Origin of the sequence: Amycolatopsis minnesotensis (assembly GCF_039529815.1) — a bacterium.
GTDB classification, from domain to species: domain Bacteria; phylum Actinomycetota; class Actinomycetes; order Mycobacteriales; family Pseudonocardiaceae; genus Amycolatopsis; species Amycolatopsis minnesotensis.
This window is the reverse complement of record NZ_BAAANN010000002.1, coordinates 66,507-90,168: the sequence shown is the minus strand read 5'-3', so window position 1 is coordinate 90,168 and position 23,662 is coordinate 66,507. Positions and strand designations below refer to the sequence as shown.

The following is a 23,662-nucleotide window of genomic DNA, read 5'->3' as shown; positions in this document are numbered from 1 at the left end:
GCTCGCACCGTGTTTGGAGAAGGAAGTCTGTGGCCCGTCGGCGTAGTCGTCCCCGCGACGACGAGATGTCGGACGCGTCGCACGATGCAAGTGCAGTTGCCGGAGCAGGTGGGCGGTGGCGCCTGCGCAACTGGCGCCTGCGCACGAAACTCCTTGCCGTGCTGCTCATTCCCGCGGTCACCGTCGTCGTGCTCGCCGGGCTGCACGCCAAACAGGACCTCGACCACGCCGACCAGCTCGCCGAGCTGGCCGCGCGGGGCAGGGTCGACGGGACCACCGCCGAGGTCGTGCACCAGCTCCAGCGCGAACGGGACCTGACGGTCCGGTTCGTCGCGGGTGGACGGAAAGCCGACCCGGGCGAACTGCACGCGCAGCGTGACCGGGTGGACGCCGCTTCGGCCGCGTTCTCCAAGGAAATCGGCGCGCAGGCGCCAAAACTGCCGTCGCAGGCGGTAACCGCGTTGCGGCAGACGGAATCCCGGCTCGGGGTGCTGACCGGACTCCGGTTCGCCGGCGAGCACTCGGCCTACCCCGCCGACGCCGTGCTGCGCTCCTACAGCGAGCTGATCTCCGGTCTGCTCGACATGAACGATCAAGCTGTCACCGGGATTACAGATCCGGACCTGGCGCGGCTCCGGCTGGCCGCCAACGCGCTGGCGCGCGTGAAGGACCAGATGTCGATCAAGCGCGCGGTGCTCGCGCAGGCGCTCGAGCAGGGCGCGCTCTCACCGGAGGGCACCAGGGCGCTGCTCGGCGCCGACGCGGAACTTTCCGCCGCGCGCAACGACTTCCGCAAGTTCGCCAGCCCGGACCAGCAGCGGATGTACGACGACACGGTGATCGGGCTGATCGTCGACATCGGCAACGACATGGTCGAGTCGGCGCTCACCCGCACGCAGAACGACCAGGGGCTGGCCGGTCTCGACCCGGCGCGCTGGGACACCGCGGCCACCTACACCGTCAACCTGGCGCGCAAGGTCGCCGACGCGATGCAAGCGCAGACGCAGGCGCACACCGACACCCTCGCCGCGCAGGCGCGCACTTCGGCGCTGGTGGACGGCGGGGTCGTGCTGGGCGCGCTCCTGCTCGCCGCCGCGCTCGCCGTGATCATCGCGCGTTCGCTGCTGCGCCCCCTGCGCGTCCTGCGGGGCAGCGCGCTCGAAGTCGCCGAGCACCGGCTGCCGGAGGCGGTGCAGGACATCCTCGCCGACCCGCGCCCCGAAGGCGCGCGAAACCGTGGCGTGGCGCCGGTTCCGGTGTTCACCCGCGAGGAGCTGGGACAGGTGGCGCGCGCGTTCGACGCCGTGCACGGGGAAGCGGTCCGGCTCGCGGGTGAACAGGCGCTGCTGCGCGAAAACGTCAATTCGATGTTCGTGAACCTCTCGCGGCGAAGCCAAAACCTCGTCGAGCGCCAGCTTTCGGTGCTCGACCGGATGGAAGCGGATGAACAGGACGCCGACACCCTCGGCGGCCTGTTCGAACTCGACCACCTCGCGACCAGGATGCGCCGCAACAGCGAAAACCTGCTGGTGCTCTCCGGCACCGAGCTCGACCGCATCGCGCCGGGCCCGGTCGCCGCCGAGGAGATCGTCGGCGCCGCGCTGTCCGAGGTCGAGCACTACCAGCGCATCGAACTGCTCGGCGTGCCGGATCTCCAGGTCCGCGGCGAACCGGCGAGCGATCTCGTGCACGTGATATCCGAACTGCTCGAAAACGCGACGCTGTATTCGGGCGAGGACACCGTTGTCACGGTGTACGGCACGATCGCGCCGGACGGGTCGTGGCACGTGCTCATCACCGACCGCGGCGCGGGCATGCCGGACCCGGAGATCGCGCGCGCCAACGCCAGGCTCGCCGAACCGCCCGAAGTGGACGTCGAGGTGTCCCGGCGGATGGGCCTGTACGTGGTGTCGCAGCTCGCGAAGCGGCACAAGATCACCGTCCGGCTCGCGGCCGCCGACGGCGGCGGGCTGGCCGCGACCGTGATCGTGCCGCCGTCGCTGCTGATCGGCATGCCCGCCGCGGGGCTGCCGTCGCCGGAGCTGGCGGCGCCGGAGCCCGTCGCGGTGTCGACCGTGCTGACCCCGGACGCGCCGGCCGGGCTCCCGATGCCCCAGGACCTGCCGTCGCTGCCCGTGTTCAGCGAGCCGCTGCCGCCCCGCAGGGCACCGGTGGAGGAGGAGCAGGCGCCGTCGTGGCCGGACGCCGAGCCGCACCAGTACGACCCCGATGAGCCGACCGAGCGGATGCCCGCCTACCAGGACCTGCTCGAGCAGTGGTTCGCCGCCGCCGAGCAGCGCGTGCCCGATCTGCCGGTCGCCGGTCCGGAACCGGCGCCGAGCTGGGGCCTGTGGGAGCCGGAGCCCGAACCCGTGCCGGAGCGGGAGCCCGCGCCGGAACCCGTGCCCGAACCGCGTCCGGGGGCGTGGCCGGCGCCCCCGGCCGAGGGCGCCGTCGACTGGCCGGAGGTCGCCTGGCCGGAGCCGGTACCGGCGTGGCCGGAGGAGCCCGGCCGCGAACCGATCGGGCGGCCGAGCGAACCGGAACCGGAGCCGGACTGGCCGGAGCCGCGGTGGCCGGAGCCCCGGAAGCCCGAGCCGGAACCGGACTGGCCCGGTCCCGCCTGGACCGAGCCCGCCCTGGAGGAGGCCACCACCGGGCCCGTGCTGACCGAGCCGGTCCCCACCGACCCGCTCGCGCTCGAACCGCCCGCGTCCGAGCCCCAATGGCAGGAGCCCCAGTGGCCGGAGCCCCAATGGCCGGAGCGGTCGCGGCCGGCCCAGGACTTCCCGCCGGAACCCCGCGTGCACGCCGATCACGCGCGCCGCCGGGCCGAAGAACCGCCGTCGCCGAGGCACGCGCCCGAGCCGGAACCCCGCTGGCCGGACGCCGACGACTACGCGGAGTACCGCGATTCGGACGACAAGCCGGTGGTTTCCCGCGCGGCGGACGCGGTGCGGGTCCGGATGGCGAGCCTGCAGAATGGCACCAGGCGTGGCAGGCACGCCAGGACGGAAACGGAGCGCGAATGACGCAGGGCGCGAAGGCCACGCTGCTGGAGGTGATCGCGCTCGGACCGCGCGACGCCGAGCACGCCGAAGCAGGCGGTGCGGATCGGCTCGAGCTCGTCACCGACATGGCCAGCGATGGGCTGACCCCGCCGGACTCGGTGGTCGAAGCCGTGCTCGCGGCGACGGATCTGCCGGTGCGCGTGATGCTGCGTGATGGCGCTTCGTTCCGGCCGCGGGACCTCGCGACCCTGACGGACACCGCGAAACGCCTCGCCGACGCGGGCGCCCGCGAGTTCGTCTTCGGGTTCCTGACCGAAGACGGCGCGATCGACGTCGGCGCGTGCCGCGCGCTGGCCGATGAGCTGGCCGGGCTCAAGTGGACCTTCCACCGCGCGGTCGACCACGCGCGCGACGTGCTGGCCGCGCACGCCGCACTGGTCGACCTCGGCTGCGACACGGTGCTGACCGCGGGGCACGCGAGCGGTGTCGCGGCGGGGGCCGACCTGCTGCGCAAGCTCGCCGTCCGCGAGGCGGGCCCGCGAGTGCTCGTCGGCGGGGGCCTGCGCGCCGAACAGATCCCCGCGCTGCGCGAGGCCGGTCTCGACGCGTTCCACGTCGGCAGCGGGGTCCGCACCGCGGGCTGGGACGAACCCGTCGACGTGGCGGCCGTCCGCCGCTGGGCTGCCCTGACCGCCTAGCCAGGGCTGGGCACGGGAAGCGGGCACCGGCTCGCCGGCGTCGGATTCCCCGAAGGAGCCCGGGGAATCCGACGCCGCGTGAAGCGCGGGGCTAACGTCCGTCCAGCTTGGTGCGCTGGGGGATCTCGTCGAGTCGTTCGACCTCTTCGGCGAGCTCCCATTCGGCGGCGTCGGCCGCGGCCAGCTCCGCCTCCGGCTCGTGCTCGGCACCCGGCACCGGCGGCACCACGAGATCCTCGTCCGGGTCGGTCGCGAGCACCGCGGAGCGGCCGCTGCGGCGTTCCCGCGCTTCCAGCCACCGCGCGAGCCGGGAAAGCCCGAAGTTGACCAGGAAGTAGACGAGCGCGATCACCAGGTAGGTCTGGATCAGCAGGTGGTTGTAGTTGGACAGCGTCTTGCCGAGGAAGAGCAGGTCCGCGTAGCTGACCAGGTAGCCGAACGCGGTGTCCTTGACGATCCCGGCGAGCTGCCCGACCAGTGACGGCGTCACGCGCCGCAGCGCCTGCGGGAAGATCACGTGCCGCATGGCGCCCGACTTGCTCATCCCGAGCGCGAGCGCCGCCTCGCCCTGGCCGCGGTCGAGCGAAAGGATGCCGCTGCGGAAGATCTCGCCGAACTGGGTCGCCCGGTACACCGTGATCGCGGTGACGACCATCCACAGTGGAGACATCTCCAGCCCGAGCGGCGGCAGCGCGAACAGCACCACGTAGATCAGCAGCAGTCCGGGGAGCACCCGGATCACTTCCATGTACGCCCTGGCGAGGAAGGCGACCGGGCGCGGCCCGGACACCCTGGCGAACGCCAGCAGCAGGCCGAGCGCGCCGGCGAGCACAGTGGACAGTGCCGCGGCGAGCGCGGTGCCGCCGAGGCCCTGCAGGAGGTAGCTGATGATCGGCCAGGTGCCGAGCGGGCGCCACCGGCCGAACGCGAGCTGGCCGTGACTCCCGAACTGCACGAGCGCCAGCACGAGCAGTGCGGCGCCGACGAGAACCGAAGCGACGGTGGCGATCCTGATCCGCCGCTTCGCACGGGGACCCGGGACGTCGAAGAGGAAATCACTGGAACTCATCGGTGGATCACCATCTTCCGCTCCAGCCTGCCGCCGATCGTGGAGATCACCACCGCCATCGCCGCGTAGCAGAGCCCGGCGCCGGTGTAGACGAGAATCGGCTCCGCGGTGCGGAAGTTGATCCGGTTCGCCGCCTCGGTCAGGTCGAGCAGACCCACCGTCGCGGCGAGCGCGGTCTCCAGCACGAGCGTGATGGTGACGTTCGTCAGCGGCTGGACGGTCGTGCGGAACGCCTGCGGCAGCACGATGGTGGTGAGCAGCTGCCGGGTGCTCATGCCCAGTGCGCGCGCGGCTTCCGCCTGCCCCTTCGACACCGAGTTCACGCCGGTGCGGATGGCCTCGGCGTAGTAGGAGCCTTGGTACAGCGAAGAAGCCAGCACCACGCTCGCGAAGCCGCTGAACTCGACGCCGATCTCCGGCAGCGCGAAGAACACCAGCGCCAGCCAGAGCAGCAAGGGGATGCTTTGGAACAGTTCCACGTACGCGGTGCCGAACAGGCGCAACGGCCGCACCGGGACGATCCGGCAGGTGACCACCACGAGGGCCACCACGACGGCGCCGAGGAAGGAGGCGCCGGCCAGTTCCACGGTGGTCAGCAGGCCGTCGCCGAAATCACCGAGGGACTCGGTCAGTTGACTCATTACGCCCTGTCAAGAAGGAGGAGGTGCGCCCGGGGCACGCCCCGGGCAGGGAAAGCGCGTCAGGTTCCGGGAACGCTGCCGATCTTCGGCGGCTCCGGCACGGTCGGCAGTGCCTTGCCGAACGTCTCCTTGTACGCCTCCTGCCAGAGCTTGGTGTCCTGGATCTTCTTCAGCCAGTCGTTGATGAACTTCTTGAACGTGTCGTCGCCGTGCTTGATGCCGATGCCCTCGGCCTCCGGGACGAACACCCGCGAGTCGGCGACCTTGATCTTGTCGTCGGTGTAGGCGGCACCGGCGAGCGCGACCACGTCACTGGCGAACGCGTCACCCCTGCCCTGCTCGAGCGCCTGCACGGCCTCCTGGGTGTTCTGGAACTGCTGGATGCTGGCGGTGTGCGGGGCCACCGTCTTGAGCTCTTCGGCCGCGCTCGACCCGGAGAGGATGAGCACCTTCTTGCCGTTGAGGTCCGACGCCTTGGTGATGTCGTTGTTGGACTTCAGCGTGGCGATCGCGGTGCCGGAGTTGAAGTATGGCCCGGCGAAGCCGACCTTCGCCGCGCGCTCCGGCTTGATGCCGTACGCCATGAACACCGTGTCGACGGTCCCGTTGATCAGGAGCGCCTCACGGGTCTGCGGTGTACCGTTGACGATCTTGCGGTTCGGGTCGCCAATGATGTACTTGGCGAGCATCTTGCTCGTCAGCGCGTCGAAACCCTCGGCCTCGCCGGTGGTCGGGTTCTGCTGGGACAGCAGCGGGGTGTCGAGCACGCTGCCGACGACCAGCTCACCGCGCTTCTTGATGGCCTGCGCGGTCGGGCTCGAGGCCAGCTCCGCGTCGGAGGCGACCGGGGCGCGGTCGATGAGGCTCTGCGCGACCTGCTGCTGCTGGCCGGTGCCGCCCGGCACCGCGTTGTCACCGCCGGAGCAGGCGGACACCGCTCCGATGGTGAGGACCGCGCCGAGCGCCGCGATCCTTCTGCGCGTCGATGACGCCAAGCTCATGTGGGCCTCGTTCCGTCCTTGATCCAGTCTTGGGGAGGTGGCGGCCGCCGGTCTCTCGACCGGCTTGGGTGTTCGACTGACCAGCGATACTCGACTACTCACGGTGCGCATGGCAACCGGCCCCTACCGCGATCGGGTGACTGATCATGGCCGTCGCGCGAAGAATGGACTAGTCCACCCGGCGTCGTCAAGCGAGCACAGCCGGATCGTTGTCCTTCGTTCAAGAAGGTGTGACCCCACCGCCAGAAGGTGTGCCCCACCTGACCGTCCGACCGCCCCTCGGCATGTCATCCGATGGTGTTGGTACAGGTGAGAGCAGAACTGGTGAGTAGGTAGCCGGGAGACGAACAGCCGGTTTCACGTGCATCCGCACAGGCATCCGTCGATGGTATGGACAACGGCACCCACTGCTTTCTTTTCTCGGCGGTAGTCGATACCCTCGCCCCCAATCAGGTGACCTGCGGCCTGACGGACTGGTCGCTCGGGTAGCGATCGAGTCGAAGGGGACATGCCACCGGCTGCCTTGTTCGCGGAAGCCCGATGGAAACAATGCTGAGCCTCGAACGGGAAGGAAGTCTTCGGTGCCCCAGTTCGCGAGTGGGGAGCCCGCTCGCAATGCGGTGTCCTCGGCGGATGATCGTGCCGCGGAAATCGAGCACGACGACTCGATCGGACCTGACCGGATTTCCGAGGCACGGCCCACGCGCAGATCGGACGACGGCGGTACGCGGCCGACCAAGGGACTCTCCAACTGGCGAGTCCGGCGGAAGCTCATCACCGTGTTCGTCGTCCCCACGGTGGCCGCGCTGTTCCTCGCGGGTCTCAGGGTCTACGACGGCTTTGCGAACATCGACGTCTACGACCGCGCCGAAAAGCGGGTCGAGCTGACGCAGAAGACCGCGAACGCGATCCAGAAGCTCCAGACCGAGCGGGACTCGATGGCGGCGTGGATCGCCACCAGCCGCGGCGACCGCGGCGACCTCGACCAGCGGATCAGGGAGTCGTCCACGGCCGCGTCCTCGGTCAGGGACGCCTCCGACGACGTCGCGGACATCGACGACGACAGCACGACGCAGAAGTACCAGCAGGCGCTGACCCGGCTCGACGGCCTCGACACCCTGCGCGTCTCCGCCGGCGACCCGTCGTTCATCCCGCTCGCCGCGCAGCAGGCCTACGGCGCGGTCATCGACGCGCTGCTCAAGGTCGGCGACGAGTTCGGGTCCGACGTCACCGACAAGGGGCTGCAGAACCGGCACGAGGCACTGACGTTCCTCTCGGACGCCAAGGAGTACTCCGCCCAGCAGAACACCTACCTGCGGTACGGCGCGATCCTGGACAAGTTCGAGTCGAACGAGCTCCCCAACATCAACACCGCGCAGGCGAACCTGATCGCCGCGATCGACCGGTTCAGCGGGGCGGCCACGCCGGAAGCGAGGCTGCTGTACTCCAACACGCTTTCCGGTGACCAGGTCTCCCAGCGCTTCCAGATCCAGCAGCTCGCGCTGCTGCGCGCGCAGGCCGACGCCCCGCTCGGCGTCGACCCGAAGCTGGTCGCCGACACCTCGGCCGCGACGCTGGACAAGTTCCAGCAGGTCGAGAGCGATCTGCTGGCCGAGGAAGCGAGCTACACCGGCGGGCTGGTCAGCCAGGAGCGGACGAGCGTGCTGATCACGTCCGCGATCATCGTGGCCGGGCTGCTGGTCGCGCTGCTGCTGATGTTCGTCGTCGGCCGCTCGCTGCTGCGACCGCTGCGCAAGCTGCGGTACGGCGCGATCGACGTCGCCGAGCACGAGCTGCCCCAGGCCGTCGACCGGATCATGGGCGAATCGGACCCCGCCGCCGCGGTGCACGGCGCGATCGCCCCGCTCCCGGTGCACACCACCGAGGAGATCGGCGAGGTCGCCCGCGCGTTCGACCAGGTCAACGCGCAGGCCGTCCGGCTGGCCGCCGAACAGGCCATGCTGCGCGAGAACGTCAACGGCATCTTCGTGAACCTCTCCCGCCGGTCGCAGCGGCTGGTGGAACGCCAGCTCGGCGTCATCGACCGGCTGGAGGCCGACGAGCAGGACCCCGATCACCTCGCGAGCCTGTTCGAGCTGGACCACCTCGCCACCCGGCTCCGCCGCAACGGTGAAAGCCTGCTGGTGCTCTCCGGTGCCGGGCTCGCGAAGTCGGTGCCGAAGCCGGTGCCCGCCGCCGACGTCATCGGCGCCGCGGTGTCCGAGATCGAGCAGTACGCCCGCGTCGAGGTCGGCGTCATCCCCGAGGTCGCGGTTCGCGGGCTGACCGTGCACGACCTCGTGCACGTGCTCGCCGAACTGCTCGACAACGCGACCTACTTCTCCGAGCCGGAGACGAAGGTCAGCGTCCGTGCCGTGGTGACGAGGAAGAAGGCCCTCGCGATCCAGATCACCGACCGCGGTGTCGGGATGTCCGCCGACCAGGTCGGGGAGGCCAACCTCCGCCTCGCCGACCCGCCGGACCTGGACGTCTCGGTGACGAGGCGGATGGGTCTCTACGTGGTCGCGCGGCTGGCCCAGCGGCACGGCATCGAGGTGCGGCTGCGCGAGAACGAGGACATCGAAGGCGGCATCATCGCCAGGATCGTGGTGCCGGCCGAGCTGCTCGGCCCGGTCACCGCGGACAGCCGGCCGCGCCCGCCGTCACGCCAGGAGACCTCGTCGCCGAGCCTGCCGCCGGTGAACACGCTGTCGTCGGGCGGTCCGTCTTCGGCCTCCTCGCTTTCGTCGATGTCGTCGCTGCCGTCGGTCTCGTCGCTGACGCCACCGCCGCCGTCGAGGCCGGAGCCCGAGCCCGCGCCGACCCCGCCGCCGTCGAACAGGTCGCTCGCCGAACCCGGCGAGCTGCGCCCGCTCGACCAGCCGATCAGCCTCGACGACCTGGTCGGCGGGGCGCAGAGCGCGGCGGGACCGTTCCTCAGCCCCGGACAGGCGGCGGAGGAGCCCTCCGTCGGCCAGAATGGGCTTGGCCACGCCGGGAACGGCAACGGCGCCACCGGGCAGGCCGCGGGCGAGACCACGCAGTTCTCGCTCGCGCTGCCGAAGCGTGAGCCGCGCTACGTCGCGCCGGAGCCACCGGCGCCGGAGCCGGAGCGCACGGAGGAGAGCAGCGCGCTAGACGACGACGTGCCGACCAGGAGGCTGCCGATCTACCAGTCGGTGCTGTCGCGGTGGTTCAGCGAAGAAGAGGCAGGCGGATCGTCCGCTCCGGAGGAGCGGCAGGACCCGGTCGCGGCGGAGCAGGCCACGGCCGAGCCGGAAGCGGACGGCGGCTACGAAGCACCGCTGTCCGAACCGGAGGAGGTGGCTGTGGACCACTTGTCGAGTGACTCTTGGCACAGCGCCTCCGACGACGGCTGGCAGGCCGCACAATCACTCCTCGAGCAGAAGAACGAGGAAGTGACGACGGCCGGGCTGCCCAAACGGGTGCCCAACGCATACTTGGTCCCGGGCTCGGTGAACACTGGTGAGGCGGACGCCTTCCGCGACACCACGGTGGGTCAGCCTGGCCAGGGTGCCATCGCGCGGTCGGCGTCGGCCGCGCGCAACCGGATGGTGAGCTTCCAACGCGGGTACACCACCGGACGGCACGCTCTGCACGAGAAGACGGCCGAAGGCCACGAAGAAGAAGGCGTTTCGGTCAGCGGCGGGGAGCAGCACTTCCCGCCCGGCACGGCAGTGAGGAGTGAGGAGTGACACGGGCTGGCGCAATGCAGCCAGGCGCGCCGAAGCAGCATGGGCAGCCGGGTGGTTTCGCATGGCTCATCACGGACTTCGTGCACCGCGTTCCTGGCGCGGCGCACGCTGTGGTGGTCTCGGCCGACGGGCTGCTCCTCGCGGCCTCCCGCGGGCTGCCGAAGGACAGAGCGGACCAACTCGCCGCTGTGTCGTCGGGGCTCACCAGCCTCGCCCGCGGCGCGGCCAAGGTGTTCGAGGGCGGGGCTGTCGCGCAGACGGTCGTCGAGATGGCGAACGGCTTCATGTTCCTGATGTCGATTTCGGACGGGTCGTGCCTCGCGGTGCTCGGCTCCCCGGACAGCGACATCGGGCTGGTGGTCTACGAGATGACGCTGCTGGTCGACCGGGTCGGACAGCAGCTGACGCCGGAGCTGCGCGCCCAGTTGCAAGGAGCCGCGCGCCCCTAGGCGCGCGCACGGCACGGAGGAACTGGCGTGGACTCGGGGCGATCACGAGGTGACGGGCGGCTCGGCGACGACCGGTGGCCCGATCAGGTCGACAACGCCAAGGCGGGCGAGGACTGGCAGACCTTCCGGGAGCGCGTCGACCGGGAATGGCGGTCGCGCCGCGGCGCGACCGGGGGCGGCGAAGCCGAATCGGACACCGCGGCCTGGCTGCGTTCCTCGGACCCGATGGAGGGCACCGGGCCCGCCGAGTACGACGTCGGCGACTTCCGGGACCGGCTGCTCAGCGGTCCGGGATCGGAGCTGTTCGGCGGCAGGGGTGACAGCCTGCCACCGGACCCGGCCGATTTCGCCGCGTTCGGCGGGCAGCGGCAGGACTCCGGTCCGCTGCTGCCGGTGCCCGCGCAGCAGGAGGTCCCGGAGGAGACTTCGGGGCTGGTCCGGCCGTACTTCCGGACCAAGGGCAGGACGAGGCCGACCTACGACCTCGCGATCGAAGCGCTCATCTCCACGAGCGAACGCGGCAGGGTGCTCGACAGGGTGCCCGTGCCGGAGCACCGGTCCATCTGCGATCTGTGTCTCGACACCCGTTCGGTGGCCGAGGTGGCGGCCTATTTGAGGTTGCCGCTCGGTGTGGTGCGGGTGTTGATTGGTGACGTTGCCGGGATGGGCCTGGTCCTGGTGCACTCCGCGACCTCCGCGGTGGGCGACCGGCCGAGTATCGAGTTCATGGAAAGGGTGCTCAGTGGGCTTCGGAGAATTTGACTCCGACGCGAACACGTCGGCTGCCGCTGGACCGACTTCGTCGGCCAAGATCGTGGTGGCAGGCGGATTCGGTTCCGGCAAGACCACGCTGGTCGGCGCGGTCTCGGAGATCGATCCGCTGACCACGGAGGCCTCGATGACCGAGGCCAGCGCGTCGGTGGACGACCTGTCCGCGACACCGAACAAGACGACCACCACGGTCGCCATGGACTTCGGCCGGATCACGCTCGATTCGGACATCGTGCTGTACATGTTCGGCACGCCGGGCCAGCACCGGTTCTGGTTCATGTGGGACGACCTGGCGCTCGGCGCGATCGGCGCGGTGGTGCTGGTCGACACCCGCAGGCTGTCGGACGCGTTCCCGTCGATCGACTTCTTCGAGAACCGCAACCTGCCCTACGTGGTCGCGATCAACTGCTTCGACCGGCTCCTGCACCACCAGATCGACGACGTCCGGCACGCGCTGACCATCTCGCCGTCGGTGCCGATCATGGCGTGCGACGCGCGCGAGCGCGAGTCCGCGAAGCAGGTCCTGATTTCGGTCGTCCAGCACGCCATCTCGCGCGACAGCGCGCTCCAGGCAGGCTGACCCCCGCTACTCCTGACGGGCCACCGGCGCGGCGCGCCGGTGGCCCGTTTCGTGTCCTGTGGTGAGCGCCACAAGAATTGGGCCGGGTGGATGCGGCCGTTGGAGTGAACTCGGTCAGCTTCACCCGCTTCGGGCAGTGGTCCCTGATCGTGACTCAGTGCAGGGGTGTTTTCGCGGGGTTCAGTGCGCGATTAATCCAGAATGTCTCGCCGATGACTTGATGACCTGCGCAGATCCACTCGATCGGGTGACGTACTGAGAGTGTTCTTACGACTGTCGCTGTGCCCTGTTGAACACGTGTTATCGCGATGAGCAAGGTCAATGTGACCCATCGTGGCGATGTTGATCCCTTGTGCCCACTCGACAGTCCGGCTTCGGGTAATACGCTGGCAGCCAGCTCCCCCGGGCACCGGGGAGCGCGGGGCGGGGAACCACAGGAGGGACCGTGACGTCGGTGGAACACCAGCCAGGCAGCTTCGGCTGGCTCATCACGGATTTCGTGCGCAGGGTCCCCGGCGCCGCGCACGCCGTCGTCGTCTCCGCCGACGGGTTGATGCTCTCCATGTCCGAAGGGCTCCCGAAGGACAGGGCGGACCAGCTGTCCGCGGTCGCGTCCGGGCTCGTCAGCCTCACCTACGGCGCCGCCCGCTGCTTCGACGCGGGTTCGGTCAACCAGACCGTGGTCGAGATGGAGCGCGGGTACCTCTTCCTGATGTCGATCAGCGACGGCTCGTGCCTCACCGTGCTGGCCGCGCCCAACTGCGACATCGGCACCGTCGCCTACGAGATGACGCTGCTCGTCGACCGCGTCGGCCAGCAGCTCACCCCGGAGCTACGCTCGCAGCTGCAGGGCCACGTGGGCAGCCGCTGATGAGGGCGCCGCGTCCCGACCACAGTGGCCCCGCTGGCCCCGCTGGCCCCGCTGGCCTCGTCGCGGGCGACCTCGGCGGCGATCCGCCGAACCGGTTCGAACTGCGCGGCAACGCCGCCGTGCTGACCGAGCGCGCGCCCGTGCGGCACCGGTCGATGGTGCGGCCCTACACCCGCACCGGCGGCCGCACCCGCTCCGGCGCCGACCTCGCACTCGAAGCGCTGGTGTCGACCAGTGAGCTGGGCAGGGGCCTGCCCAGCTCGGCGCCCGCGGAGCACCGCAAGATCGCGGACCTGTGCGTCGACACCCGCTCGGTCGCCGAGATCGCCGCCAGCCTCGCGCTGCCACTCGGCGTCGTGAAGGTCTTCGTCGGCGACATGGCCGAAGCGGGCCTGGTCCTCATCCACCAGCCGGGCCTCATGTTCGGGGACCGCTCGTCCCGCGAGTTCATGGAACGCGTCCTGGACGGCCTGCGCTCCCTCTGACCCACCCCGCTGGCCTGCGTTTAGCGGGCTAAACGTCGCCAGCACGCCCGCTTCCCGCCCCGGGTCCGCCCGATGCGTTTAGCGGGCTAACCGCACTCCGCCGAGCCCGGGGCGCTGGCGTGCGTTTAGCGGGCTAAATGTCGTCTTCGACGAGGGCGGCGGAGGTGATCCGGTGCAGCGGGTAGCGCTCCTGGTCCGAGCCTTCGACGACCCCGCCGCCGACCCGGACCGGCGTGACCACCCGCTGCGTCGCCGTGCCGTGGGAATCGACGAAGCCGATCCAGACCTGGCGCCGTTCCAGGGTCGCCTTCGTCAGCAGCGCGAGCGTCGACGACGTGTCCGCGCCACCGCCGCCGGGCAGCCGGACCGCGGCGCCGCGCCTGCTGCCCGCGGCCTTGTCGCCCGCGCGCAGGTGTGCGAGCACGGCGGTCAGCTGCTCCGGCGCGAAACCGGGCTCCGGCGTGACCACGCGCCGCGCCGGACGTGCCCGCGCCGGCACCCGCCTGCCGCTCGGGCGCAGGTCGAACACCGTGCCGTCCGGGCCCTCGGCGGCGGGCGCGAACCCGGCCGCCCGCAACCCGTCGAGGACCTCGGCCAGCGGCAACGGGCTGATCAGCACGGTCGGCGCGATCTTGCGGAGCTCCAGGTCGCCGGCGCCCGCGTGGGCGAGGACCTCGGCGACCAGCACCTCGTCGTCGCAGCGCAGGAAGCACCCGGCGACGCCGCCGCGCAGCCGCCCGTGCCGCCTCGCCACGTCGTCGATCAGGTAGGTCAGCGACTGCGGCACCGGGGTCGCCGACCGCGTCGAGAACAGCTCGTGGAGTTCGCCCGCGGTGCGCCCGGTGTCGAGCGCGCGCCGCACCGAGGTCTCGGTCACGCGGTAGACCGTCGCGTGCCCCGCGGACTCGATGTCGGCGACGGCCTGGATCTCGGCGGCCAGCTCGGCTTCGAGCGGGCCGGGCGCGACGACGGTGAGATCGGCCTGCACGAGGACCTGGTCGACGGGCTTCGGCAGCGCGTCGCCCATCTCGCTGAGCGCGGTCGCCCGGTCGTCCTCCAGCAGCGCGCCCGCGGCGGTGGTGAGCGCGCCGAGCGCGACCATGCCCACCGCGGTCGCCTCCGCCATCGTCCAGCGGACGATCTCGTCGCGCAGCCTGCCGCCACGCCGCGGCGCCCGCCACGCCAGCACCCGCACGAGCTCGTCGGGGCTCTTCACGCCACAGCCCCGCGGCAGGTCCGCCAGCGTGCGCAGCACCCGCCGTCGCGTCGCCGGGGCGAGCGGGCGGCGGAGGTCCTCCGCCAGCGGCGCGAGCGGGCGGTCCTTGGCGTCGCGCTGGCCCGCGAGCCCCGGCAGGCGCGGCAGGTCCAGCCACGCCTGCGCCACGGTGATCCACCGCTGCGCCGGTGCCGAGGCCAGCCACGAGTCGGTCAGCGTCGTCGGCACCCATTCCGGGCTGGTCGTCTGGCTGTCCGCGACGAGCCCCGAGCCAACGGCGAGCTCGGCCAGCAGGATCGCCCTCGTCTCGTCGACATCGAGATCGCGCGCCAGCTTCCGGAGCTCGCGGACGCCGAGCCCGCCGGCCTTGAGCACCGGCGGCGGCGTCCGCGACCACGCCGTGAGCAGGGTCTCCAGCACGCGGACGAACTCGAGCGCCTCCCCGGCCGCGGTCTGGTCCACAGTGGACGGCTGGTGCGGGTTGAGCGGCAGTTCGGGCTCGACGAGCGTCTCTTCGCTGAACGCGTGACCGCCGCGCAGCGCGATCCCGGCCTGGCGGGGGAGTTCGACCGTTCCGCCGTCCCGGCGCGTCAGCAGGCCGCGGGCGAGCAGGCGCTGTACCGGCGTCACGGCCTGGTCGAGCGGCAGCGTCGTCGCGGCGTCGCGGGTGCGTCCGATCGGAGGGCCCGCGGCGAGAGTGTTCAGCAGGGCGCGTTCGTCCTCGCCGGTTTCCGCGATCAGCGCCGCCACGTCGGCACCGTCGAGCGCGGCCGAGGGCGCCCCCAGTCCGGCGGGGTAGCTCCCGGCGACCTCCTTGGCCGCGGGCAGCACGCGGAGGTTTTCGTCGTCGCCCCAGGCGATCGCGCGCTCGCGCAGCAGGTCGACGGCGGCGCGCACCGGCGCGCCGACGAGCCCCGCGATGTCGTCGAGGGTGACCGCTTCGGTGTCGGCGCCGGCCAGCACGAGCGCGTCGAGCACGGCGAGCGCGAAGGTGTCGAGGTTTTCGCAGGCGCGCGAGACCGAGCCTGGTGCACCGGCCCTGGTGGCCAGCACGGTCGTGTCGGAGGGCGGGGGTGTCGCCAGATCGCGTCGTGACCGCAGCAGCGCGGCCAGCGCGTCGTCGGACACCGAGCGCAGCCAGTCCGCAAGTGAGGTCGCGGGCATCGCCACCGAGGATAGCCCTGGCACCGGCGGGTTGGGTGCGCCGGGGAAACCCTGGTCGGGCACACTGGTGCCGGAACGATCGCAGGCTGCAGGAGGACCAGGAGGACTACGTGGCGAAGGTGAAGAAGGACCGGATCGACCCCACCTGGCCGCACGCCGAGGACGGCGAGCACCCGGTGTCGGAACTGGCCTCCGACCGCCAGGGCGCGCTGTCCCCGTTCGGCAGCCTGGCGTTCCCGCTCGACGCCGTGCCCTACGTGCACCCCGAGACCGAGATCAACAAATAGGGTTACCGGCGGGTATCACGGCAGGTCAGGGGTGTCCCGCGTCACCGGACTAATGTTCTCCGGGTCTTAGTCGCGCGTCGTTTGCGGGGTAGCTCTCATGCCGGTTCCCGGGCCAGGATATTCGATCACAGTCCGTGTGGAGGCGCCCTCGTCGGCGACCGCCGCAGGCGACCTGACCAGCGCGGTCGGCAGGGTGGGCGGCGTGCTCACCGCGTTCGACGTCGTGGAGTCGCACACCGACGCGATCGTGGTCGACATCAGCGCCAACGTGCTGTCCGCCGATCACGCGCAGGACATCACCGAAGCGCTCGACGCGATGGACGGCGTCAAGGTCCGCAAGATCTCCGACCGGACCTTCCTGATCCACCTCGGCGGCAAGATCGAGGTCTCGCCCAAGGTCGCGCTCCGCAACCGTGACGATCTCTCCCGCGCCTACACGCCCGGCGTGGCCAGGGTGTGCCAGGCGATCGCGGCCAACCCCGACGACGCACGGCGCCTGACCATCAAGCGCAACACCGTCGCCGTGGTGACCGACGGCTCCGCGGTGCTCGGCCTCGGCAACATCGGGCCCGCCGCCGCGCTGCCGGTGATGGAGGGCAAGGCGGCGCTGTTCAAGAAGTTCGCCGGGGTCGACGCGTGGCCGGTGTGCCTGGACACCCAGGACACCGAGGAGATCATCCGCACCGTCAAGGCGCTGGCCCCGGTGTACGCGGGGATCAACCTCGAGGACATCGCGGCGCCGCGCTGCTTCGAGATCGAGGCCAGGCTGCGCGAGCTGCTCGACATCCCGGTGTTCCACGACGACCAGCACGGCACCGCGATCGTCGTGGTCGCCGCGCTGCGCAACGCGCTGCGCGTGGTCGGCAAGTCCATCGAGGACTGCAAGATCGTGGTGAGCGGCACCGGCGCGGCCGGCTCGGCGATCATCCGGCTGCTGCTGCGCAAGAACCCCGGTGACATCGTGGCCGCCGACATCGACGGCATCGTGCACTCCGGGCGCGGCAACCTCGACGACAACCTGCGGTCGATCGCCGAGCGCACCAACAAGCACAACGTGACCGGCACGCTGCACGAGGCGCTCGCCGGGGCGGACGTGTTCATCGGGGTCTCCGCGCCGAACCTGTTCGGGGCCGAGCAGGTCGCCACGATGAACTCCGACGCCGTCGTGTTCGCGCTGGCCAACCCCGACCCGGAGGTCGACCCGCTGGAGGCGCAGCGCCACGCCGCGGTCGTCGCCACCGGCCGCAGCGACTACCCGAACCAGATCAACAACGTGCTCGCGTTCCCCGGCGTGTTCCGCGGCCTGCTCGACGCGCAGGCGCGGCACATCGACGACGAGATGCTGCTCGCCGCCGCCGACGCGATCGCCGACGTGGTCGACGGGGGCAGGCTCAACGCCTCGTTCATCGTGCCGAGCGTCTTCGACAACGCGGTCGCGCCCGCGGTCGCCGAGGCCGTCAAGCAGACCGCGGTGAAGGACACCGGCGCGCGGTCGTGACCGGCGCCCGGACTAGCCTCGATCCGTGAGCGAACTGAGCCACGTCGACGCGGCGGGCGCGGCCCGCATGGTGGACGTTTCCGGGAAGCAGGCCACGTCGCGGACCGCGGTCGCCAGCGGCACGCTGCGCACCACCGCGGAGGTGCTGCGGCTGCTGGCCGCCGACGGCCTGCCGAAGGGCGACGCGCTCGCCACCGCGAGGATCGCCGGGATCATGGGCGCGAAGCGGACCCCCGACCTGATCCCGCTGTGCCACCAGATCGCGCTCACCAAGGCCGACGTGTCGTTCGAACTGGGCGAGTCCTCGGTGCGGATCACCGCGACCGCGGCGACGACCGACCGGACCGGGGTCGAGATGGAGGCGCTCACCGCGGTCGCGGTCGCCGGGCTCGCGCTGCACGACATGGTCAAGGCCGTCGACCCGGCGGCGACGATGGACGGGGTCCGCCTCGATCGCAAGATCGGCGGCAAGTCGGGGGACTGGGAGCGTCCGGCATGAGCGACGCTCGCACGAACCGCAAGGCGAGGGTGGTCGTCGCCTCCAACCGCGCCGCGAACGGCGTCTACGCCGACCGGACGGGCCCGATCATCACGAGGTGGCTCGCCGAGCGGTCCTACGACGTGGGAGAGCCGATCGTCGTCGAGGACGGCGAGCCGGTGGGCCGTGCGCTGCGGGCGTGCCTCGCCGAGCAGGTCGAGGTGATCGTCACGACCGGTGGCACCGGCATCTCGCCGACGGACCGGACGCCGCAGGTCACCGAGGCCGTGCTCGACTACCCGCTGCCGGGGGTCGCGGACGCGATCAGGGCCGCCGGGCTGCCCGAGGTGCCCACCGCCGTGCTGTCCCGGGGGGTCGCGGGAGTCGCGGGCCGCACGTTCGTGGTGAACCTGCCCGGTTCGACCGGGGGCGTGCGGGACGGCTTGGCCGTGCTCGACGGGATTCTCGAGCACGCGGTCGACCAGTTGCACGGCGGCGACCACGTGCGCCAGGCGGATCAGGGCGGGCCCTCGGCGAGGATCGCGCTGGCACAGGTGACGGAAGCGCAACTGTCGGTCGACGAGCACGCGCACCTGGTCGACGACCGGTCCGCGGGCGCGGTGGTGACCTTCGGCGGCGTGGTCCGCGACCACGACGGCGGGATGACGGTGCGGACGCTCTACTACGAAGGCCACCCGAGCGCGGGCGACGTGCTGGCGAGGGTGGTCGCGGAAGTGGCGGGGCGCTCCAGCGGCGTGCGGGCGGTGGCGGTGAGCCACCGGCTCGGCGCGCTGGAGATCGGCGACGTCGCGCTCGCGTGCGCGGTCGCCGCGGACCACCGGGGCGACGCGTTCGCCGCCTGCGCGGAACTCGTCGACGAAGTGAAGGCCCGGCTCCCGGTGTGGAAGCACCAGCACTTCGCGGACGGCACCGACGAGTGGGTCAATTCGCCCTGATTTGGGCGATTCGACCGGTTCTGGCGGCGAGGTTTCACGATCCAGTCGCCATCAGCGGGTCCATAGCGGCCCCTGAGGTCGCCTGTGCCGCGATTAATCGCCTTGGAGACGCGAAGGGGCCCCACCGCCCGGGGGATAGGCGGTGGGGCCCCTTCAGCTACGTCCCACTGTCAGGAGAGCGTCACTTGGTGGCGATCTTCTGACCGACCGTGATCAGGTCGGCGTTCGGGATGAACTTCGAGTTCAGCTCCTTGAGCTTCTGGAACCCGCCCTGCACGTTGTGCGCGGTCGCGATCTTGCTCAGGGTGTCGCCCGCCACGACGGTGTAGTCACCGGCGGGGTTGGACGAACCGACCGCGGGAGCGGCCGGGGCAGCCGGAGCAGCGGCCTTCTTCGGGGCCTGCTTGGTCGCGGTGCTCTTCTTGGTGGTCTTGGGGGCCGAGTGCGTGCTGCTCTTGTGGCTCGCGGAGCCGCCCTTGCCCTTGCCGCACACCGGCCACGCGCCGATGCCCTGGCCGGCCTTGACGCGCTCGGCTACGGCGATCTGCTCGTCACGGGAAGCGTTGTGCGCGGAGCCCTGGCCGCCGTAGGCCTTCCAGGTGCTCGGCGAGAACTGCAGACCACCGCCGTAACCGTTGTCGGTGTTGGTGCTCCAGTTGCCACCGCTCTCGCACTGCGCGATCGCGTCCCAGTTGGTGGTATCGGCCTGCGCGGGGGTCGCGGCGATAGCGAGAGGGGCGCCGACGGCCAGGCCCGCGACAGCGACGCGGGCGATGGTCTTCGAAGCGGCGGACATCTTGCGGTGCTTGCCTCGGTACGTCATTTCGGATCTGTCTCGGCTTCCGCGCCTGCGAGCTGTGCTGCGGGCGAACCCTGGGTTCGGGTCCGGATCGCCGCCGGTGGGTATCCGGTGGCGGTCAGACTCGTCGCCGCCTGGATCTCGCGGTTCGGAGTCCCCCTCCGTCCCTGTCCGGAAGTTTTCTTTCGCTCGGGGTATCGGGTTCCGGGATTCCGTCGGACAGGGCTTGGCGCTCTGGAATCCCGGTCTTGCTGGTCGGTCGGGGCCAACCGAGAAGCGACGGTACGTAACTGTGACCGTGATCGGAAATTATTCGAGCTGTGACCTACGTCACAGTAACAAGACGCAACCTACTGCGATCACGATGTTTTTCCAGGTCAGCTGCCCGTTACCGGGCCGTTTCCTTCTCGAGATATTTCACTGATCGTGAGGTCTGGGTCACGTGTGTCGCGAGCGAATGGGCCGTTGGTGCGAGATCCTGGGGCCGTTCCGAGAGCCTTCGCGACCGTTCGGAAAGGCGGCGAGCCCGGCGAGATCATCGGTATCGAGGTAGTCGGCGCCCGCGTTTCCCCGCTGCCGGACACCAGCGGTGCGATCCGGCGATCGGACCACGGGCCCAGGTCGCCGTCCTCGCCGACGCGTCCGTCGTAGCATGCCGGCCGGTACCGCTGGGCGAGCAGGACGTCCTCCGGGCGATTGCCCGGCAGCGCCGCCGTGAGCCGCCGCGAGATCCTCATGGGGCCGCATCTTCGGCCGCCGAACCGGCCAGCGGGTGAACGCGGCGCCAAGCGACGGGGAAGTCCGCGGGAGTTTCAGCCGCCCGCGAACGGCGGCAGCACGTCCAGCTCCGCGCCGTCGGGCACCGCGATCGCGGTGTCGCGGACCGCGATGCCGTCCAGGAGGAAGCTCGCCGCGTCCAGCACGGTCGCCAGCCCGGCACCGTGCCGCGCGCGCAGCGCCGCCACCGCTTCGGCCACCGACGCCCCCGCGGGCACCGTCAGCACCTCGCTGTCGACACCCGTGGCCGCGCGCGCGGAGGCGAAGTAGCGCACGAGCGCGGTCGTCTCGTGCGGCGTGGCCGCCTCGGTCCGCCATGCCGACGTGGTCATCGCCTCAGCCGCCGATCGCGCTCATCGGCCGGATCGGCTGCGCGAAGCCGGCCTCGTTGATTTCGTGCCCGGCGAGCTTGGCCCACATGGTCTGGCGCCAGGCGTTCGCTATCTCTTCTTCGCGCGCGCCCGCGCGCACGAGGGCGCGGAGGTCGGTTTCGGCGTTGCTGAACAGGCAGGAGCGCACCGCGCCGTCCGCGGTGAGCCGGGTGCGCTCGCACGCGGAGCAGAAGGGCCTCGTCACCGACGCGATCACGCCGACGTCGCCGGGGCCGCCGTCGACGAGCCAGCGCTCCGCCGGGGCGCCGCCCCGTGCCGACGGGCTCGGGGTGAGCGTGAACTCGGCGCGCAGCGCGTCGAGGATCTCTTCGGCGGTGACCATCCCGGCGCGGTTCCAGCCGTGCTGCGCGTCGAGCGGCATCTGCTCGATGAACCGCAGGTGGTAGCCGTGTTCGAGGCAGAACCGCAGCAGATCCGCCGCTTCGTGCTCGTTCGTGCCGCGCAGCAGCACCGCGTTGACCTTCACCGGCGCGAGCCCGGCTTCGCTCGCCGCCGCCAGCCCGTCGAGCACGTGCGAGAGCCTGTCCCTGCGGGTGAGGTTCCGGAAGGTCTCCTCGTCGACGGTGTCGAGCGAGACGTTGATCCGGTCCAGCCCCGCCGCGGCCAGTGCCCGCGCGCGCTTGGCGAGCCCGATCCCGTTGGTCGTCATGGAAAGGCGCGGCCGGGGTGCCAGCGCGGCGATCTCGCCGACCAGGCGCTCCAGCCCCGGGCGCAGCAGCGGCTCGCCGCCGGTCAGCCGGATGTCGGTGACGCCGAGCCGTTCGACCGCGATCCGCAGCAGCCGGAGCAGCTCGTCGTCGGTCAGCACCTGCTCGCCGGGCATCCAGTCGAGCCCTTCGGCCGGCATGCAGTAGGTGCAGCGCAGGTTGCACCGGTCGGTCAGCGAGACCCGCAGATCGGTCGCGACCCTGCCGAACGAGTCGATCAGCCCTGGGGTGTCCGGCCTGGGCACGGTGGCGGGACCGCGTGTTGGGGGGACGCGAGGAAACCCGAGATCTACCGCTGTCATTGCCATCAGCCTATCTCGCGCGACCCGGAATCCGCTCCCTCGCTTAATGTGTTTTCGCGTTAGCCGCGGGAGTGGCCGTGTTCACCCGTGGTTCGGTCGTGAAAGGGTTCCCGGATGTCCGTCGCGGAAGACAAGAGCTATCCGGTATCGGACGACGTCCTCGCCCGCTTCGCCGAGCTCAGCAGGCGGACCGGCACGCTGACCACGCTCCGGCGCGCCCGCATCGCCGAGCGGATGGGCATCTCCGGCACCGACAGCAGGACGCTCGACCTGCTCGACGAAGCGGGCGAACCGCTCACCGCGGGCAGGATCGCCGAGCTCACCGGCCTTTCCACCGGTGCCGTGACCGGGGTCGTCGACCGGCTCGAACGCGGCGGTTTCGTCCGGCGCGTCCGCGACCGGCAGGACCGCCGGAAGGTGCTGGTCGAGTCGCTGCCCGCCGAACGGGAGCGCTTCGCGCCGCTGTTCGAATCGGCCGTGACGGGGCTGGCTTCGACGCTCGAGAAGTTTTCTCCGGCCGAACGCGAAATCATCGAGCGCTTTCACCGGGAGATGATCGAAGGCCTTCGCAACGAGACCTGGGACACACGCGGCGCGTGACTTTTCCTCAGTTGCGGCGTTAATCTTCCCGGCATGCCGCAATTTCGGTTATCCGAGGCCGCTCACCTGCTCGGCGTGAGTGATGACACCGTCCGCCGATGGGTGCGGGCGGGACACCTCAGCGCGCACGACGACCCGGCGGGACGCAAGGTCGTCGACGGCGCCGAGCTGGCCGCGTTCGCCAGGGCGCAGGCCGCGGCGCCGGACGACCCGTCCTCGGTCGGCCGGTCCGCGCGCAACCGGTTCGTCGGCCTCGTCACCGAGGTGCACACGGACAAGGTGATGGCGCAGGTCGAGCTGCAGTGCGGCGGGCACCGCGTGGTGTCGCTGATGAGCTCCGAGGCGGTGCGGGAACTCGGGCTGCGGCCGGGCGTGCTCGCGGTCGCCGTCGTCAAGGCCACCACGGTCGTGGTGGAAACCCCGGAAGGTGCGCGATGAAGAAGATGACGGCCATGCTCGCCGCAGTGGCGCTGACGGCTGCCGCCTGCGGTTCGGACGCGGGTTCCGGCGGGGCCAAGACGCTGACCGTCTTCGCCGCGGCCTCGCTCACCGAGTCCTTCGGCGCGCTGGAGAAGAAGTTCGAGGCGGCGCACGCCGGGGTCGACGTCAAGATCGGCTACGACGGCTCGTCGAAGCTCGCGCAGCAGATCAACGAGGGCGCCAAGGCCGACGTGTTCGCCTCCGCGGACCAGCCGAACATGGAGAAGGTCGTCAAGGCCGGACGCGCCGACGGGCAGCCGAAGGTGTTCGCGACCAACAAGCTGACCATCGCCGTCCCGCCGGGCAACCCGAAGGGCGTCAAAACCTTCGCGGACCTCGCCAAGCCAGGGGTGAAGGTGGTCGTGTGCGCGCCGCAGGTGCCGTGCGGGTCCGCCGAGAAGAAGGTCGAGAAGGCCACCGGGGTGGCGGTCAAGGCGGTCAGCGAGGAGCAGGACGTCAAAGCGGTCAAGGCGAAGGTGCAGAGCGGCGACGCCGACGCGGGCCTGGTCTACGTCAGCGACGTCGTGTCCGCGGGCGGCAAGATCGACAAGGTGGACTTCCCCGAGGCGTCGAACGCGATCAACGACTACCCGATCGCCGTGGTCAAGGATGCGCCGCAGCCGGATCTCGCGCGCCAGTTCCTCGACCTCGTCTTCGGCGCCGACGGCAAGCAGGAGCTGGGCAAGGTCGGGTTTGGCACGGCGTCCTGACCGC

At 70.9% G+C, this 23,662-nt stretch carries 22 protein-coding genes; 15 read left to right on the top strand and 7 right to left on the bottom strand.

The window, feature by feature from the left end:
• Positions 1-65 precede the first annotated feature (65 nt).
• Positions 66-3,032 (top strand): sensor histidine kinase, encoded by a 2,967-nt coding sequence (locus ABD256_RS02465; RefSeq protein WP_344413465.1) that lies wholly within the window; start codon positions 66-68, stop codon positions 3,030-3,032.
• A complete protein-coding gene (locus tag ABD256_RS02460) occupies positions 3,029-3,709 on the top strand; it encodes a copper homeostasis protein CutC (protein ID WP_344412882.1) in 681 nt (226 codons plus the stop codon). The genes ABD256_RS02465 and ABD256_RS02460 overlap by 4 nt, the downstream gene beginning before the upstream one ends.
• Before the next feature lie 91 nt (positions 3,710-3,800).
• Here ABD256_RS02460 and ABD256_RS02455 read toward each other — a convergent pair whose 3' ends face one another.
• Genes ABD256_RS02455 through ABD256_RS02445 form a run of 3 tightly spaced genes read right to left on the bottom strand, consistent with a single transcriptional unit; the run spans position 3,801 to position 6,420 of the window.
• The gene (locus tag ABD256_RS02455; protein WP_344412881.1) at positions 3,801-4,778 is read right to left on the bottom strand and encodes an amino acid ABC transporter permease; all 978 of its coding nucleotides are present in this window, start codon (positions 4,776-4,778) and stop codon (positions 3,801-3,803) included.
• A complete protein-coding gene (locus tag ABD256_RS02450; protein WP_344412877.1) occupies positions 4,775-5,419 on the bottom strand; it encodes an amino acid ABC transporter permease in 645 nt (214 codons plus the stop codon). The genes ABD256_RS02455 and ABD256_RS02450 overlap by 4 nt, the downstream gene beginning before the upstream one ends.
• Positions 5,420-5,478: 59 nt before the next feature.
• Positions 5,479-6,420 (bottom strand): transporter substrate-binding domain-containing protein, encoded by a 942-nt coding sequence (locus ABD256_RS02445; RefSeq protein WP_344412875.1) that lies wholly within the window; start codon positions 6,418-6,420, stop codon positions 5,479-5,481.
• A 581-nt stretch (positions 6,421-7,001) separates the two neighbouring features.
• Here ABD256_RS02445 and ABD256_RS02440 point away from each other — a divergent pair.
• From ABD256_RS02440 to ABD256_RS02415, 6 genes are all read left to right on the top strand, one after another.
• Complete coding sequence (locus ABD256_RS02440; protein ID WP_344412873.1) at positions 7,002-10,136, top strand: nitrate- and nitrite sensing domain-containing protein; 3,135 nt, start codon at positions 7,002-7,004, stop codon at positions 10,134-10,136.
• Positions 10,133-10,585, top strand: a complete 453-nt coding sequence (locus tag ABD256_RS02435; protein WP_344412871.1) for a roadblock/LC7 domain-containing protein — start codon at positions 10,133-10,135, stop codon at positions 10,583-10,585. Before ABD256_RS02440 ends, ABD256_RS02435 begins: the two co-directional genes overlap by 4 nt.
• 27 nt (positions 10,586-10,612) lie before the next feature.
• Positions 10,613-11,347 carry a DUF742 domain-containing protein gene (locus ABD256_RS02430; protein WP_344412869.1) on the top strand — a complete coding sequence of 245 codons (735 nt, stop codon included), beginning with the start codon at positions 10,613-10,615 and terminating at the stop codon, positions 11,345-11,347.
• Positions 11,328-11,936, top strand: coding sequence for a GTP-binding protein (locus ABD256_RS02425; RefSeq protein WP_215541364.1), 609 nt, complete (start codon positions 11,328-11,330; stop codon positions 11,934-11,936). The genes ABD256_RS02430 and ABD256_RS02425 overlap by 20 nt, the downstream gene beginning before the upstream one ends.
• A 445-nt stretch (positions 11,937-12,381) precedes the next feature.
• Positions 12,382-12,807, top strand: coding sequence for a roadblock/LC7 domain-containing protein (locus ABD256_RS02420; protein ID WP_344412864.1), 426 nt, complete (start codon positions 12,382-12,384; stop codon positions 12,805-12,807).
• The gene (locus ABD256_RS02415; RefSeq protein ID WP_344412862.1) at positions 12,807-13,292 is read left to right on the top strand and encodes a DUF742 domain-containing protein; all 486 of its coding nucleotides are present in this window, start codon (positions 12,807-12,809) and stop codon (positions 13,290-13,292) included. Before ABD256_RS02420 ends, ABD256_RS02415 begins: the two co-directional genes overlap by 1 nt.
• Positions 13,293-13,425: 133 nt before the next feature.
• On the opposite strand, the gene ABD256_RS02410 is transcribed toward ABD256_RS02415, so the two are convergent.
• Positions 13,426-15,672: a helicase-associated domain-containing protein gene (locus tag ABD256_RS02410; RefSeq protein WP_344412860.1), complete on the bottom strand. Its 2,247-nt coding sequence runs from the start codon at positions 15,670-15,672 to the stop codon at positions 13,426-13,428.
• Positions 15,673-15,782: 110 nt separating this feature from the next.
• Between ABD256_RS02410 and ABD256_RS02405 the strand changes: the two genes are divergently transcribed.
• The 4 genes from ABD256_RS02405 to ABD256_RS02390 all read left to right on the top strand — a co-directional run bounded on the left by ABD256_RS02405 (position 15,783) and on the right by ABD256_RS02390 (position 18,891).
• On the top strand, positions 15,783-15,959 hold the full coding sequence (locus ABD256_RS02405; RefSeq protein ID WP_344412858.1) for a hypothetical protein: 177 nt from the start codon (positions 15,783-15,785) through the stop codon (positions 15,957-15,959).
• A 97-nt stretch (positions 15,960-16,056) separates the two neighbouring features.
• Positions 16,057-17,457 (top strand): NAD-dependent malic enzyme, encoded by a 1,401-nt coding sequence (locus ABD256_RS02400; protein WP_344412856.1) that lies wholly within the window; start codon positions 16,057-16,059, stop codon positions 17,455-17,457.
• Between the two features lie 25 nt (positions 17,458-17,482).
• A complete protein-coding gene (gene moaC, locus ABD256_RS02395; RefSeq protein ID WP_344412854.1) occupies positions 17,483-17,956 on the top strand; it encodes a cyclic pyranopterin monophosphate synthase MoaC in 474 nt (157 codons plus the stop codon).
• Positions 17,953-18,891, top strand: coding sequence for a molybdenum cofactor biosynthesis protein MoaE (locus tag ABD256_RS02390; protein ID WP_344412852.1), 939 nt, complete (start codon positions 17,953-17,955; stop codon positions 18,889-18,891). The genes moaC and ABD256_RS02390 overlap by 4 nt, the downstream gene beginning before the upstream one ends.
• Before the next feature lie 181 nt (positions 18,892-19,072).
• Here the strand turns inward: ABD256_RS02390 and ABD256_RS02385 are convergent, their stop codons facing one another.
• The 3 genes from ABD256_RS02385 to moaA form a co-directional block, all read right to left on the bottom strand.
• Positions 19,073-19,714 carry a LysM peptidoglycan-binding domain-containing protein gene (locus ABD256_RS02385; RefSeq protein ID WP_344412850.1) on the bottom strand — a complete coding sequence of 214 codons (642 nt, stop codon included), beginning with the start codon at positions 19,712-19,714 and terminating at the stop codon, positions 19,073-19,075.
• Positions 19,715-20,502: 788 nt separating this feature from the next.
• Positions 20,503-20,799 (bottom strand): MoaD/ThiS family protein, encoded by a 297-nt coding sequence (locus tag ABD256_RS02380; RefSeq protein WP_344412848.1) that lies wholly within the window; start codon positions 20,797-20,799, stop codon positions 20,503-20,505.
• Between the two features lie 4 nt (positions 20,800-20,803).
• Positions 20,804-21,868, bottom strand: a complete 1,065-nt coding sequence (moaA, locus tag ABD256_RS02375; RefSeq protein ID WP_344412846.1) for a GTP 3',8-cyclase MoaA — start codon at positions 21,866-21,868, stop codon at positions 20,804-20,806.
• Positions 21,869-21,982: 114 nt separating this feature from the next.
• On the opposite strand from moaA, the gene ABD256_RS02370 reads away from it, so the two are divergent.
• Genes ABD256_RS02370 through modA form a run of 3 tightly spaced genes read left to right on the top strand, consistent with a single transcriptional unit; the run spans position 21,983 to position 23,658 of the window.
• Positions 21,983-22,468 carry a MarR family winged helix-turn-helix transcriptional regulator gene (locus ABD256_RS02370; RefSeq protein WP_344412844.1) on the top strand — a complete coding sequence of 162 codons (486 nt, stop codon included), beginning with the start codon at positions 21,983-21,985 and terminating at the stop codon, positions 22,466-22,468.
• 33 nt (positions 22,469-22,501) lie between these two features.
• A complete protein-coding gene (locus tag ABD256_RS02365) occupies positions 22,502-22,906 on the top strand; it encodes a TOBE domain-containing protein (RefSeq protein WP_344412842.1) in 405 nt (134 codons plus the stop codon).
• Positions 22,903-23,658, top strand: a complete 756-nt coding sequence (modA, locus tag ABD256_RS02360; protein WP_344412840.1) for a molybdate ABC transporter substrate-binding protein — start codon at positions 22,903-22,905, stop codon at positions 23,656-23,658. Before ABD256_RS02365 ends, modA begins: the two co-directional genes overlap by 4 nt.
• The last annotated feature ends 4 nt before the right edge of the window (positions 23,659-23,662 follow it).